Consider the following 13,245-nt stretch of genomic DNA (forward strand, 5'->3'; position numbering starts at 1 on the left):
TTATAGTAACTAAAGTAACTGCAATGAATCCCGATAGCTATCGGGAGCAGGGTTTTAACCTTTAACTTGATAATAAAAATGCCATTTGTGCCTTTTGAATAAAGTGTCACAATTCGAGCAATTTCTGATTGAAAATTGCTCGAATTGCAATCAAATCAGGTTTTGGATTCAATGAATAAAAACATACAACAGATTAAAAAAATTTAATAAAACATCAAATTAAAATATTATGTATTTATACAACGGACATTTTTGGGGCATGCACCTAATATGGTGGATTATATGGATCATCCTTATTGCATGGATATTCTTTATCCCAGTGGATATTCCATATCAAAAAACAAAAAAGGACAGCCCACTGGACATTCTTAAAAAACGCTTTGCTAAAGGCGAAATATCCAAGGAAGAATTTGAAGAATCAAAAAAGATTTTAAACTCGGAAAAACAATAATTAAAAACCTAATAGTATGAATAACTTCGGCGGGATGCATTTTATATGGTGGATTATCTGGTTCATCTTTTTGGTCTGGATATTTTTCATTCCCACAGACATCCCTTATCAAAAAACAAAAAAGGACAGCCCACTGGACATTCTTAAAAAACGCTTTGCTAAAGGCGAAATATCCAAGGAAGAATTTGAAGAATCAAAAAAGATTTTAAACTCAAAAAATTAATTTTAAAACTAACAAATTATGTATCGATTAAACGTAAAAAAATTTGGTTTCGCCATGGGGCTTACGGGCGCTGTGATTTATCTGGGCTGTATGATCGTTATTGCTACCGCTGGACAAGAAGGTGCCATAACATTCTTTAACAGCCTGTTGCACGGATTGGATATTACAAATATCATCAGGATGGATGTTCCCCTATTGGAAGCGCTTATTGGCATCATACAGATTTTCATTTTGGGATGGCTTATAGGTGCCTGTATAGCGGCATTTTATAATGCACAACTAAAAAACAAATAAGTTATAACAGTTTAAAAGGGCCATGGCAAAAGTAAAGATCATATTCATTCATTTATTATTGGGAGCAGGCGTGTTCTATTTTCTGGTGCACCCATTTACCATGGTACTGTATTGGTTTGAATATAGCCATACGCCCTTTTCGACGTCACTTTTTTTAAAAATTTTAAGCAGGCGCTTTCTGGAATCATTCAGTTTTGATATGAGGGGAATGGGCGGCCTGCTCACCATTTTTGGAACTGTACTGGGGCTGTTCTCCGGATTGGTCTGGATCCATCTCAAAAAGAAAAATAGCCTTATTGGCACACAACGGCGCTTATTGCAAAAAGATATTGTCCATCTCATAGAAAATGGCGAAAATGAGCGGGTAGAATTCAAATCATCCATTCGCTATGATTATTTCAGAAAAACCACCAACCGCGATCTGGAGCTGGTCATTGCCAAAACCATTGTAGGCTTTATGAATGCAAAGGGCGGAAAATTAATTTTGGGCGTTGACGATGATGGGAATACCTTGGGGCTAGAAAACGATTTTAAAACACTCAAGCATAAAAACAAGGATGGCTACGAGCGTGAAATTTTCAGGATCATATCAACACAAATAGGTCACGACGCCTGTTTCAGCAATCATATTTCTTTTTATGTTGTTAATGAAAAGGAAATATGTGTCATAGACATTGAACCTTCAAAAGAACCGGTTTATGCAAATGATGGAACGAGCACGACCTTTTATGTGCGCACAGGCAATGCCACCTATCCGCTTACAGTAAAGGAAACCGTTGATTATTTAAAAACACAAAAAACATAAAATTATGCAATACGTTTGGTTTATTTGGTCCCTTATCATTCTCGCCCTTTGGGCAGTAATTTATTTGTACAAAAAAGGGTTTAGGAAAGAAATGCTCAAAATGAGCCTGATTACCATGCCCTTTGGTTTAACAGAGCCCTTGTTTGTACCGGAATATTGGTTGCCACCATCGCTGTTTGACTTGGCCGAAAAAACAAGGTTTGATATTGAGAGCCTTATCTTTTCATTTGCCATAGGCGGCATTGGTACGGTACTCTACAATATCATTTTTAAAAGGAGCCTTGCAGAAATACCCCATAGCGAACGCAGCCACCAAAGGCACCGTTTGCATATTTACATACTCTTTATACCAGTGCTCGTATTTATCATTCTGGCGCTTTTTACCTCGCTCAACCACATTTATTGTGGCATCATAGCTTTGTTCATTGGTGGCTTGGCAACACTTTACTGCCGTCCCGATCTTAATGGAAAGATTTGGGTTGGGGGAATCCTGTTCACGGTACTTTACTTCGTTTATTTCGGGAGCATCCTTCCGTTTTATCCCCAATATGTGGAGCTGTACTGGAACCTTGGCAACCTGACCCATATTCTTGTCTTGGGCATCCCCATTGAAGAACTGCTCTTTGCCTTCACTTTTGGAATGTACTGGTCTGGCTTGTACGAACATCTCTATTGGCGAAAACTCATAAAATTAAATAAAGCCCGTAATTAATGTAAAACTATATAAAATGGAACAAATCCCTTCAAACCAAAAAAACAGCAACGCACAAGTCGTTGCTATCAAAGACCCAGTGGAAAAAATTTACCGATTGTCAATTTTTGTATTGATGCTTTTATTGCTGTCGCTATCGCTACTATCCTGTTCAAACAAGAAAAAAGAACCTGCCGGAAGCGCATCGCAAGCAAACATTGAGGCATCCATAAATACAGATGGAGCAATGGCTTCTGCCCAAAACCATGAAATAGTTCCCAACAAAAAAGTGTGCATGGTAAACGACACGTTTATGGGCATAGACCAAATACCTATTGACGTCAACGGAATTACCTACTACGGTTGCTGTAAAGATTGTGTTGAAAAACTACAGAAAAATTTGGACAATGCCCGCTTCGGAAGCAATCCTCTTTCAGATGATAAGGTTGACAAGGCATCCGCTGTTATCGTACAAGACAAAAGCAACGGAAGTGTTTTTTATTTCGCTTCCAAAGAAGATGCCCAGACATTTATAAACAAGAATAAAGTATAGAACACCCTAATTATGAAACGGGCATCTTAAGAACCTTATCACTCCGAGGAATGATCAATTACGAACAGGCCCGAGGGATGACCATTAAAAAACAATAAATATCAAAGACATGAAACTTCCATAACGAATCCCGATAACTATCGGGACGATACCTAAGGGAATGATTATATGGAAGTCCCGATAGATCGGGATGACCGATAAAAAACAATAAACATAAAGACATGAAAATAGTATTAGCAATAGACGGCTCGGACTTTAGTAAAGTTGCCGTTAATGAACTTGGAAAACTGCCTTTACCGCCCAATTCTGAAGTGTGCGTTTTAAATGTATATGAATATCCTATAGTGTGGGCTCCAGACCTCCTTACGGCGGAAACCGTTAACACCTACTACCAAGAGACTATAACCAATGCGGATGAATGGGCAGAGAAATCGGCAGGGAAAATTGTTTCCGAAGCTGCTGATGCATTGAAAAACAAAAATGACACGCTTAAAATAACCACCAGCGTGATTAGTGGCCTTCCAAAAAGGACCATTTTAGAAAAAGCGGAATCTTTTGGCGCCGATTTAATTGTGGTAGGTTCTCAGGGACACGGGGCATTTACACGCTTTTTATTGGGTTCTGTGTCACAATATTTAGCAACACACGCCAACTGTTCAGTACTGATTGTGAAAGAAAAAAATGAGAACTAAGGTTTGGATGGCACCAACGCTCTAAAAAAAGTTATAAAATCTAAATTAAATATGGGAGATAACCACTTAAATAATAATATAACAGAATCTGATTGCAAGATAAACGATAAAATCTGCTTACTAGATTCTAAATTGCCGCGCGTGGTTATCATTGGTGGTGGTTTTGCGGGTTTAGCCTTAGTTGAAGGCTTAAAAAGAAAAGATGTTCAAGTAGTGCTTATAGATAAAAATAATTTTCACCAATTTCAACCATTACTTTATCAGGTTGCCACAAGTGGTCTGGAACCGGATAGCATTGCCTTCCCTTTTAGAAAACAGATTTCTGGCTATAAAAATGTTAGTTTTAGATTAGCAGAAGTAGAAGAAATCAATACGGAATCAAAAACCATTTATACCAATAAAGGGGCATTAACTTATGATTATTTAGTGTTAGCTACAGGAACAACTACCAACTTTTTTGGAATGAAAGCGGTAGAAGAAAATAGCTTGGGGATGAAAAATATTAGAGATTCTTTAAATATACGCCACATGATGCTTCAAAATTTGGAGCAAGCAACAATAACCTGTGATGATGATGAGCGCGATGCACTTACAAATTTTGTGATTGTAGGTGGTGGACCAGCTGGAGTGGAAATGGCGGGTGCATTAGCAGAATTTTGCAAACATATACTCCCAAAAGATTATCCTGAGTATCCAGCATCTATAATGAAAATTTATTTAGTGGAAGGATCAAATAAGTTAATAGCAGCCATGTCTGATAAAGCTTCAACACAAACCCTGAAATATTTAAAAGAACTAAATGTAAATGTGCTATTTAATGAAATTGTAACAGATTACGACGGAAAGGTAATTACCACCAAAAAAGGTACACAAATTCATGCCAAAAATTTAATTTGGACTGCAGGAGTTAAAGGTCAATTGCCCAAAGGAATTGATAAAGTACATGTAGTAAACGGTAATCGTTTAAAAACGAATGAAAATTTGCAGGTTGAAGGATTTAATAATGTTTTTGCAATGGGAGATATTGCTGCTGTTATAACCAACGAAACACCAAAAGGGCACCCACAAGTAGCCCAACCCGCAATTCAACAAGGAAGATATTTATCAAAAACGTTGATAAATATAATTAATAAAAAACCAATAAAGCCTTTTAAATACAAAGATAAAGGATCGCTTGCTACTGTAGGGAAAAGACGTGCAGTAGCCGATTTAGGTAAATTAAAATTCACAGGATATTCAGCTTGGTTATTATGGTCGTTTGTGCATTTAATGTCCATAAGTGGCTTCAGAAATAAATTGTTTGTGGGTCTTAACTGGACTATAAGTTATTTTAGTTATGAAAAAAGTAACAGACTAATTATAAGGAATTTTAAACAAAAACCTTCAACTGAAAACACGAAAAAATAGTTTAAAGATGAAAAATACCACAAGCAAAACCAATAAGCTTTCCCTAATAGGCTCCATATCCCTTGGTACCGGCGTAATGATCGGTGCCGGCATATTCGTCCTTATGGGGCAAATAGCGGAGTTGGTGGGCGATCTGTTCCCTATTGCCTTTATTGCAGGTGCCATTGTGGTAGGTTTCAGCTCATATTCCTATGTAAAATTCTCAAATGCTTTTCCATCCTCTGGAGGGGTTGTCAAATTTTTCAACAAATCTTACGGACCGGGAACCACAACCGGTGTCTTCTCCTTGTTGATGTATGTGTCAATGGTGGTCTCGGAAAGTTTGGTAGCGGGTACTTTTGGTGCCTATACGCTTCGGTTGTTCCCAGAAAGTTTTGCCGGTTATGCATCCATTCTCGGCATCCTACTGTTGGTAACGGCCTTTATCGTGAATGTTTTAGGCAACAAGGTTATTGGCGCAACGGCAACATTTACAGCAATCATCAAAGTGGCAGGTATTGCATTGCTAGCTATTGCTGGCCTTATAGCTTCCGGGTTTGCAGATATTACTGGAAAGTATATCCCTCAAAACACGGAAGCGTTACCACAGGGATTTGGATTTGTGGCCGCATTGGCATTGGCAATCCTTGCCTATAAAGGGTTTACAACCATCACGAATCAAGGTGGGGATATTAAAAACCCAAACAAAAACCTTGGGAAGTCCATTATTTTTTCCATTCTTATCTGCACGCTCATCTATGTGGCCCTGGCACTGGCCGTGGCAGGAGGTTTAAGCATCCCAGAAATAATCAAGGCAAAGGACTATGCTTTGGCGGCCGCTGCAAAACCCGTCTTCGGCGAATGGGGTTCCTGGATTACCATAGCAATAGCTATCGTAGCAACTTTTTCAGGTGTTATCGCCAGTGTGTTTTCGGCATCACGCTTATTGGCGATGTTAAGCAATATGAAACAGGTACCCTCTTTAAAAAGACTGGGGAATTTTAAAAATCCCGCGCTCATATTCACGGTTTCCCTCGCTATTTTACTGACCGTGCTGTTCGATTTAACCAGAATCGCTTCCATAGGCGCTATTTTTTACCTCATTATGGACATTGCGATCCATTGGGGGCTTTTCCGCCACCTAAAAAAAGAAGTGAAATTTCAACCCATCATTCCGTTAATAGCTATTGTAATGGATATTGCAGTACTTACCGCATTTCTTTATATAAAATATCTGAACGATCCATTGGTACTTATCGTAGCAGCAATTGGGATTGTTTTAATACTTGTTGCGGAACGTTTTTTTATGATCTCGCATACAGACGATGAAGGTAATATGCCCATGGGAATGGAAACCAAATCAAAGCAATAAAAAGTAAAAAACATGATAACACTAACAAAAACAATAGACAAGGCACTTGTAAAAGCCTTTTTGAAAAACATAAGCGATCAAACCTTTACGGTTGTGTTTTGGGACAAGGAATCCTATAAGTTTGGGGAAGGGGAATCCAAATTTGAAATCGTCATCCATAACTTTCCCCACAAGAAAGAACTGTTTGCCAACCCCAGCACCGCATTGGCCGAAGCCTATATGGCCGGTGATATAGAGCTGGTGGGCAACCTACAGGACATCGTGGAAAGCATCATGCGCCATAAAAACAGCTTCTTGAACGAAAGCAAATTGTTGACGATGTTGGGAAAATGCAGACCTGTTGGAAAAAGGACATCGGAACGTGACATTGCCCATCATTATGATATAGGCAACGATTTTTATGCACTATGGCTGGACCCGACCATGAGCTATTCCTGTGCCTATTTTAAAACAGGATCGGACAGCTTGTACGAAGCACAAATGAACAAGATACACCATATACTAAAAAAGCTCAACCTAAAGGAAGGCCAAACCTTGTTGGACATCGGCTGCGGCTGGGGATACCTCGCTATTGAAGCCGCAAAGAAATACAAAGTAAAGGTACTGGGCATTACGTTAAGTAAAGAGCAGCTAAAAAAAGTAGAAGAACGAATTAAGCATGAAGGCCTGCAGAATCTGGTGACCGTAAAATTAATGGATTATAGGGACTTGGAAAAGTCTGGCCTCAAGTTCGACCGTGTGGTAAGTGTGGGTATGGCCGAACATGTAGGGAAAGCCAATTTGCCCCTCTATTTTAAAAACGTGAATGCCATATTGCGAGAAACCGGTCTGTTTTTATTGCACAATATTACCGATGTGTTGGAAACCGAAGTTGATGGGTTTATTTCAAAGTACATCTTTCCGGGCGGGTACATACCGTCGTTGAGGGAAGAACTGTACATCGCCGCAGAGTTGGGGTTCCATACCATGGATATAGAAAGTTTAAGGCTGCACTACATGAAAACGCTGATGCATTGGGCTGAACGTTTTGAAGGCAACATGGATAAAATCAGGACCATGTTCGACAACAAGTTTATACGAATGTGGCGTCTTTACCTAAACGCCTGTGCCGCAGCATTCCATTATGCCAAGGTAGATGTCCATCAAATACTATTGGTAAAAGGCAACAACAACCAATTGCCCTTAACACGGCAGTACATGTATGACATGCCCAGTAATAGATTTACACCCAAACCATAAAGAACAAGAAAATAAAAACAAGAAAATTAATTATAAACATTTAAAAATCAAGATCATGAAACAACAAGTAGCAATTAAAGGAATGAGCTGCGGAGGGTGCACCCAAACCGTTGAAAAAGCACTGAAACAGGTAGCAGGTGTAAAAACGGTAACAGTAAGCCTGGTGCCGCCGCAGGCCGTTATACAAACAGACCAGGTTATCGGCAATGCACAATTGCAGTCCGCTTTGTCTAAAGTAGGAAATTACAGAGTAGCCGGAAACGTCGCAGACAACGAACCAAAAAAATCGGGTGGTTCCTGTTGTGGCTGATCAAAACCTCATACAGATTTACATAAATGAATAAAGTGGACATACAGATGGAAAAATATGATGTTATTATCATTGGGGCGGGACCTGCAGGCCTAAATTGTGCCAAACAGTTGGGTGGTACCCCATTAAGGGTATTGGTTGCCGAAAGGAACAACGTTGTGGGTCCCAAGGTCTGTGCCGGAGGCTTAACGGGCAAAAGCATACAAAGTTTAGAACTACCCGATGAATTGATAGAATTCAATTTCAATAAAATCCATCTGAACCACAAAAACAAACTGTTCTATCTGAAAGACGACGAGGACTTTACCTACACCATAGACCGTAAGGAATTGGGGCAATGGCAATTGAAACAACTGGAAAAATTCGATAATATCGAGGTAAGGACAGCATCGGCCGTATCAAAGATCACAAAGGAATACGTGGTCCTGAACGGCCAGAAAATGGGTTATAAACATTTGGTCGGGGCCGATGGGGCCAGTTCGCTGGTAAGAAGGTACCTAAAATTGCCTTCAGGGAAAGCGGAAATTGCCATGCAGTATATTATTCCCGAAACCAAATATAAGGATCTTGAGGTATATTTTGATTCGCAATTATTTTCGGCCTGGTATGCCTGGATTTTTCCCCACAACCATTATGTATCCGTTGGCTGTATGGGCAACCCAAAAGAAATCTCGTCCAAACAGTTGACAAAAAATTTTTCCGCATGGCTCAAAACATATAATATCGACGTAAGCGATGGAAAATATGAGGCATTCCCAATAAACGGGGATTTTAAGGCGTATCGGTTTGAAGGGAATGTTTATCTGGCAGGCGATGCCGGCGGGTTTGCTTCAAGGTTGACGGGCGAAGGCATTTACCAGGCCCTTGTTAGTGGCGAGGAAATAGGGAAAATCATCCTGGACCAAAATTATCACAGCAAAAAAATAGATGCATTGATCAAGCTGCAAAACAGGCATAACAAAATACTGGGCACCTTGGTCGCTTCCGGAAAATTCAGGCCTTTATTGATAGAGGCGGGCAAATATTTTTTAAGATCCAAATCCATCAGCAAAAAAGTGATAAAAACAATAGCATAATATAACAGACCTTTAACATTAAAAGAAAGCGAAATGGGTATCTTTAGGTGCAGCGGATTTAAACCGTTACCAAAACAAAAAGTGTATTTATTAATTAATTAAAATGAAAAAAAATGAAAAATGTAGGATTAGTAGGGTATGGAGTTATTGGAAAAAGAGTTGCCGATGCCGTTAACGCACAAGATGACATGAACTTTGTGGGAGTTTGCGATGTTATCAGTGATTGGCGCATACAGAACGCCGTGAGAAAAGAGTATGATATCTATGCGGCAACCACCGAAGCCGAAAAACAAATGAAGGCTTCCGGCATTTCGATAAAGGGCAGTTTGCAAGACCTGTTGGATAAAGTGGACCTAGTGGTTGATTGTACCCCAAAAAACATTGCGGCAAAGAATGTGGAAATATATAAAAAACAAGGCATAAAATTCATTGTCGAGGGGGGCGAAAAACACGAAACCACTGGCCATTCCTTTAGTGCCGAAAGCAATTATAAATCGGCGTTGAATCTAAATGCAACACGGGTGGTTTCTTGCAACACCACCTCTATTTTAAGAACATTGACCGCTTTAAAAAGAGCCGATTTATTGGATTATGCCAGAGGAACACTATTGAGAAGAGCTACCGATCCATGGGAAAGCCATTTAGGTGGTATTATGAACACCATGGTACCCGAAAAAGACATCCCGAGCCATCAAGGGCCCGACGCACAAAGTGTAGATCCCGAATTGAATGTGATCACCTCGGCGGTAAAAGTTCCGGAAACCTTGAGCCACATGCACTATTGGAACGTGAAGTTAAAAAAACAGACCACGAAGGAAGACGTGCTGAAAGCCTTTAAAACGTCCAGCCGTATTAAGCTGATCCGTTATGACCAAGGCTTGGTTTCCAACAATACCATTAAGGAAATGTTCCTGGATATGGGAAGGCCTTGGGGCGATATGTACGAGGTGGCTCTTTGGGAAGATATGCTGAAAGTGGTGGGCGATGAACTTTTTTATGCTTATGTGGTCGATAATCAGGCAATCGTAATCCCAGAGACCATCGATGCCATTCGTGCACTTACCGGCATGGAGACCGATGGAGCAAAATCCATCTCTAAAACCAATAAAAGTTTAGGGATCAAATAAACCATTCTGTAATGAAATGAGCATACCTAACCTAACCTGTTCGATTAAGACCGGGACGGTTAGGATGCGAATTCGACCTGCCAGCCCCATGGCACGGCAGGTCCCACAGATATAAACAAATAAATATAAGCAGATGAAAACACATGAAAACATAGTGGAACAGTTAGGGGACAAAGCGTCTTTCTATCTGGATCATGTAAGCGAAAAAATTACCAAGGATGAATTACAGTTGCCCGACAAAAACTTTGTCGATAAGGTATTTGTCCATAGCAACCGAAACCCACAGGTGCTGCGGAGCCTTGCCCAATTGTACGGACATGGCAACCTGAAAGACACGGGGTATTTAAGCATCCTGCCCGTTGATCAGGGTATTGAGCACAGTGCAGCCTTTTCTTTCTATAAAAACCCAGACTATTTCGATCCTGAGAATATCATAAAACTTGCCGTGGAAGCAGGGTGCAATGGTGTGGCTTCCACCTTTGGGGTTTTGGCACTGAACGCCCGTAAATATGCACACAAAATCCCGTTTATTGTGAAGATCAACCACAATGAACTGCTTACCTATCCCAATAAATATGACCAAACATTATTTGGCAAGGTAAAAAATGCTTGGGATATGGGAGCCGTTGCCGTGGGTGCCACCATCTATTTTGGTTCCGAAGAAAGCAACCGGCAGCTCAAGGAAATTTCCGAAGCTTTTGAAGAAGCCCACAATTTGGGAATGGCTACCATTTTATGGTGCTATCTGCGCAATGATGGATTTAAAACAGAGAAAGAAGATTATCACGCAGCGGCAGATCTTACAGGGCAAGCCAATCATTTGGGCGTGACCATTCAGGCGGATATCATCAAACAGAAACTGCCGACAAACAACTTTGGTTTTAAAAACATAGGTTTTGGCAAATATGATGATGATATGTACGAAACACTCACCACAGTCCATCCCATTGACCTATGCAGATTGCAAGTGGCCAATTGCTATATGGGCAAAATAGGATTGATCAATTCCGGTGGTGGATCTAAAGGGGAGTCCGATTTGGTTGATGCGATAACTACTGCGGTAATCAATAAAAGAGCCGGCGGTTCCGGATTGATAATGGGACGAAAAGCGTTTCAACGCCCTTTGAAGGAAGGGGTTGAATTGATCAAGGCTGTTCAGGATGTCTATCTGGATAAACAGATAACAATTGCATAACTTAAAATAAAAAAACAACGTTTTAACTAAATGCACAGCACAAAACCAAAAAAAAAAGCCATCCTAAAATTCAGCAAAATGACCTTATTGATTTTTCTTTTATTACTTATCGTTCCAATTGGATCTATTGCTGGCTATGAGTATTTCAAAGTTATTAACGCACCAAAATACAATCCTGAAACCATGGCATTAAATTACGAAATTGTGGGTTCTGGCAACAAAAAATTGGTGTTTATACATGGTTTGACAGGGTCTAAAAATTATTGGAAAAGAGAGCTGGAAACCGTTAGTAAAACACATCAGCTGTTATTGGTGGATTTACTGGGATTTGGTGATTCTCCAAAACCTAATAGCGATTATAGTCTCAACATCCAACTAAATGCCCTGGAAAAGATAATTACCAAAGAAAATTTTAATGATGGCAATACTGTAATTGTAGGGCACTCCATGGGAGCCATTATCTCCCTGGCACTGCTTGCAGAACATAGCAATTGGTTTGAAGGGGCCATCATTACAGGGCTTCCTATTTATAAAGATAGAAATGAATTTAGGGAAATCATGTCCGGTCATGCCGTTTTTGATCGATTGGCATCGGGAAAATATGGGACACTTATTTGTATGCTGCATCCCATTTTTATGACTGATTATTTTAAGCCCGATAATTTAACGGACGATGTGTATGAAGATGCAAAAAAACATACCTGGCAAAGTTATGCCAACTCCTTAACTGAAGTGGTGATCAAACCCGATCTATACGCCTTTTCAAAAGCCATTAAAGACAAAAAGATTGTCTTTATACACGGAGCGGAGGATACTTCCGCACCTTATGAAACTGCCAAAGAATATGCTGAAACATTTTCCAACGCCAAATTTATAACTATCAAAGATGGCGATCACCAATTATTTTTAAAAGAGCCCAACATACTGTGGCGGGCCATTCAAGATTTTTCTGTTTCTGAAGATACCATCATAGGAACAGTTGGGCCAAAGGCCTTAAATATCAGTAAAAACGAACAAGCACTCAACATTAAATGAACACTAAAATCAAAAGCGAAAGCATATAAAAACGAAGATGAAAAAACTGGTTATTTTTGATTTGGACGGCACCCTGGCCGAAAGCAAATCTTCGCTCGATGCCGAAATGTCTGCATTGCTGCAGGACTTGCTCAAACGGGTAAAGGTGGCTGTTATTTCAGGTGGCGATTGGCCGCAGTTTGAAAAGCAACTGCTTGCTAACTTCCCAGTAAATGGCCTGCTAGACAACCTTTCTATACTGCCGACTTGCGGTACCAAATTTTATAAATATGCCAATGGATGGGAAAAAATATATGCTGAGAACCTATCAATAAAGGAAAAAGAGAAAATAATTCATGCGCTCAAAGAGGCGTCCAGCACCGTGGATTTTAAGATAGGAAAAACCTGGGGCGAAGTTATCGAAGACCGTGGAAGCCAGATCACTTTTTCGGCATTGGGCCAAAACGCTCCGTTGGAAAAAAAGAAAACGTGGGACCCTGATTTTGCAAAACGCAAAAAGATAAAGGCTATTCTCGATCAACGCATTCCCGAATTCTCGATCAGAATGGGAGGCACCACCTCTGTTGACGTTACAAAACCTGGGATAGACAAAGCTTATGGAATCAACAAACTAAAGGACATCTTGGGAATTGAACTATCTGAAATGATTTTTATCGGCGATGCCTTATTTCCAGGAGGCAATGACTATCCGGTAAAACAGACGGGGGTGGTTTCTATCAGTGTAAGGGATCCCCACGAAGCGAAACGGATCATCGAAACAATAAACGCATGTCTATGAAAAACCAATTAATTAGTA

The 13,245-nt window shown here is 40.0% G+C and carries 16 protein-coding genes; all 16 read left to right on the plus strand.

Features of this window, described 5'->3' with window-relative positions; all coding sequences use genetic code 11:
- The first annotated feature begins 229 nt into the window (after nt 1-229).
- The 16 genes from ACU1LP_RS03755 to ACU1LP_RS03830 all read left to right on the plus strand — a co-directional run bounded on the left by ACU1LP_RS03755 (nt 230) and on the right by ACU1LP_RS03830 (nt 13,227).
- The gene (locus tag ACU1LP_RS03755) at nt 230-451 is read left to right on the plus strand and encodes an SHOCT domain-containing protein (protein WP_445734078.1); all 222 of its coding nucleotides are present in this window, start codon (nt 230-232) and stop codon (nt 449-451) included.
- Nucleotides 452-467: 16 nt separating this feature from the next.
- The gene (locus tag ACU1LP_RS03760) at nt 468-674 is read left to right on the plus strand and encodes an SHOCT domain-containing protein (RefSeq protein WP_445731906.1); all 207 of its coding nucleotides are present in this window, start codon (nt 468-470) and stop codon (nt 672-674) included.
- Between the two features lie 18 nt (nt 675-692).
- Complete coding sequence (locus ACU1LP_RS03765; RefSeq protein WP_445731905.1) at nt 693-968, plus strand: DUF5676 family membrane protein; 276 nt, start codon at nt 693-695, stop codon at nt 966-968.
- 22 nt (nt 969-990) lie between these two features.
- A complete protein-coding gene (locus tag ACU1LP_RS03770; protein ID WP_445731904.1) occupies nt 991-1,773 on the plus strand; it encodes an AlbA family DNA-binding domain-containing protein in 783 nt (260 codons plus the stop codon).
- Between the two features lie 115 nt (nt 1,774-1,888).
- On the plus strand, nt 1,889-2,485 hold the full coding sequence (locus ACU1LP_RS03775; protein ID WP_445734085.1) for a lycopene cyclase domain-containing protein: 597 nt from the start codon (nt 1,889-1,891) through the stop codon (nt 2,483-2,485).
- Nucleotides 2,486-2,501: 16 nt separating this feature from the next.
- A complete protein-coding gene (locus tag ACU1LP_RS03780) occupies nt 2,502-3,017 on the plus strand; it encodes a hypothetical protein (protein ID WP_445734079.1) in 516 nt (171 codons plus the stop codon).
- Between the two features lie 221 nt (nt 3,018-3,238).
- Nucleotides 3,239-3,709 (plus strand): universal stress protein, encoded by a 471-nt coding sequence (locus ACU1LP_RS03785; protein WP_445731901.1) that lies wholly within the window; start codon nt 3,239-3,241, stop codon nt 3,707-3,709.
- Between the two features lie 51 nt (nt 3,710-3,760).
- A complete protein-coding gene (locus ACU1LP_RS03790) occupies nt 3,761-5,116 on the plus strand; it encodes an NAD(P)/FAD-dependent oxidoreductase (RefSeq protein ID WP_445734086.1) in 1,356 nt (451 codons plus the stop codon).
- 7 nt (nt 5,117-5,123) lie between these two features.
- Nucleotides 5,124-6,467, plus strand: a complete 1,344-nt coding sequence (locus ACU1LP_RS03795) for an APC family permease (protein WP_445734080.1) — start codon at nt 5,124-5,126, stop codon at nt 6,465-6,467.
- A 12-nt stretch (nt 6,468-6,479) separates the two neighbouring features.
- Complete coding sequence (locus tag ACU1LP_RS03800; protein ID WP_445734081.1) at nt 6,480-7,706, plus strand: class I SAM-dependent methyltransferase; 1,227 nt, start codon at nt 6,480-6,482, stop codon at nt 7,704-7,706.
- Nucleotides 7,669-8,016 carry a heavy-metal-associated domain-containing protein gene (locus tag ACU1LP_RS03805; protein WP_445734082.1) on the plus strand — a complete coding sequence of 116 codons (348 nt, stop codon included), beginning with the start codon at nt 7,669-7,671 and terminating at the stop codon, nt 8,014-8,016. Before ACU1LP_RS03800 ends, ACU1LP_RS03805 begins: the two co-directional genes overlap by 38 nt.
- A 26-nt stretch (nt 8,017-8,042) precedes the next feature.
- The gene (locus ACU1LP_RS03810) at nt 8,043-9,092 is read left to right on the plus strand and encodes an FAD-dependent oxidoreductase (RefSeq protein WP_445735607.1); all 1,050 of its coding nucleotides are present in this window, start codon (nt 8,043-8,045) and stop codon (nt 9,090-9,092) included.
- A 113-nt stretch (nt 9,093-9,205) separates the two neighbouring features.
- A complete protein-coding gene (locus tag ACU1LP_RS03815) occupies nt 9,206-10,219 on the plus strand; it encodes a type II glyceraldehyde-3-phosphate dehydrogenase (RefSeq protein ID WP_445735608.1) in 1,014 nt (337 codons plus the stop codon).
- A 133-nt stretch (nt 10,220-10,352) separates the two neighbouring features.
- Entirely contained in the window at nt 10,353-11,414 is a 1,062-nt protein-coding gene (locus ACU1LP_RS03820; protein WP_445734835.1) for a class I fructose-bisphosphate aldolase, read from the plus strand.
- 30 nt (nt 11,415-11,444) lie between these two features.
- A complete protein-coding gene (locus tag ACU1LP_RS03825) occupies nt 11,445-12,449 on the plus strand; it encodes an alpha/beta fold hydrolase (protein WP_445735609.1) in 1,005 nt (334 codons plus the stop codon).
- A 37-nt stretch (nt 12,450-12,486) separates the two neighbouring features.
- Complete coding sequence (locus tag ACU1LP_RS03830) at nt 12,487-13,227, plus strand: HAD-IIB family hydrolase (protein ID WP_445735610.1); 741 nt, start codon at nt 12,487-12,489, stop codon at nt 13,225-13,227.
- Nucleotides 13,228-13,245 lie beyond the last annotated feature (18 nt).

The organism is Mariniflexile sp. (genome assembly GCF_052728615.1).

Coding starts and splice junctions, on each gene's coding strand:
- ACU1LP_RS03775 (WP_445734085.1), top strand. CDS start 1,889: ATGCCCTTTGGTTTAACAGAGCCCTTGTTTGTACCGGAATATTGGTTG.
- ACU1LP_RS03770 (WP_445731904.1), top strand. CDS start 991: ATGGCAAAAGTAAAGATCATATTCATTCATTTATTATTGGGAGCAGGC.
- ACU1LP_RS03780 (WP_445734079.1), top strand. CDS start 2,502: ATGGAACAAATCCCTTCAAACCAAAAAAACAGCAACGCACAAGTCGTT.
- ACU1LP_RS03785 (WP_445731901.1), top strand. CDS start 3,239: ATGAAAATAGTATTAGCAATAGACGGCTCGGACTTTAGTAAAGTTGCC.
- ACU1LP_RS03795 (WP_445734080.1), top strand. CDS start 5,124: ATGAAAAATACCACAAGCAAAACCAATAAGCTTTCCCTAATAGGCTCC.
- ACU1LP_RS03830 (WP_445735610.1), top strand. CDS start 12,487: ATGAAAAAACTGGTTATTTTTGATTTGGACGGCACCCTGGCCGAAAGC.
- ACU1LP_RS03805 (WP_445734082.1), top strand. CDS start 7,669: ATGACATGCCCAGTAATAGATTTACACCCAAACCATAAAGAACAAGAA.
- ACU1LP_RS03820 (WP_445734835.1), top strand. CDS start 10,353: ATGAAAACACATGAAAACATAGTGGAACAGTTAGGGGACAAAGCGTCT.
- ACU1LP_RS03800 (WP_445734081.1), top strand. CDS start 6,480: ATGATAACACTAACAAAAACAATAGACAAGGCACTTGTAAAAGCCTTT.
- ACU1LP_RS03825 (WP_445735609.1), top strand. CDS start 11,445: ATGCACAGCACAAAACCAAAAAAAAAAGCCATCCTAAAATTCAGCAAA.
- ACU1LP_RS03790 (WP_445734086.1), top strand. CDS start 3,761: ATGGGAGATAACCACTTAAATAATAATATAACAGAATCTGATTGCAAG.
- ACU1LP_RS03765 (WP_445731905.1), top strand. CDS start 693: ATGTATCGATTAAACGTAAAAAAATTTGGTTTCGCCATGGGGCTTACG.
- ACU1LP_RS03755 (WP_445734078.1), top strand. CDS start 230: ATGTATTTATACAACGGACATTTTTGGGGCATGCACCTAATATGGTGG.
- ACU1LP_RS03810 (WP_445735607.1), top strand. CDS start 8,043: ATGAATAAAGTGGACATACAGATGGAAAAATATGATGTTATTATCATT.
- ACU1LP_RS03760 (WP_445731906.1), top strand. CDS start 468: ATGAATAACTTCGGCGGGATGCATTTTATATGGTGGATTATCTGGTTC.
- ACU1LP_RS03815 (WP_445735608.1), top strand. CDS start 9,206: ATGAAAAATGTAGGATTAGTAGGGTATGGAGTTATTGGAAAAAGAGTT.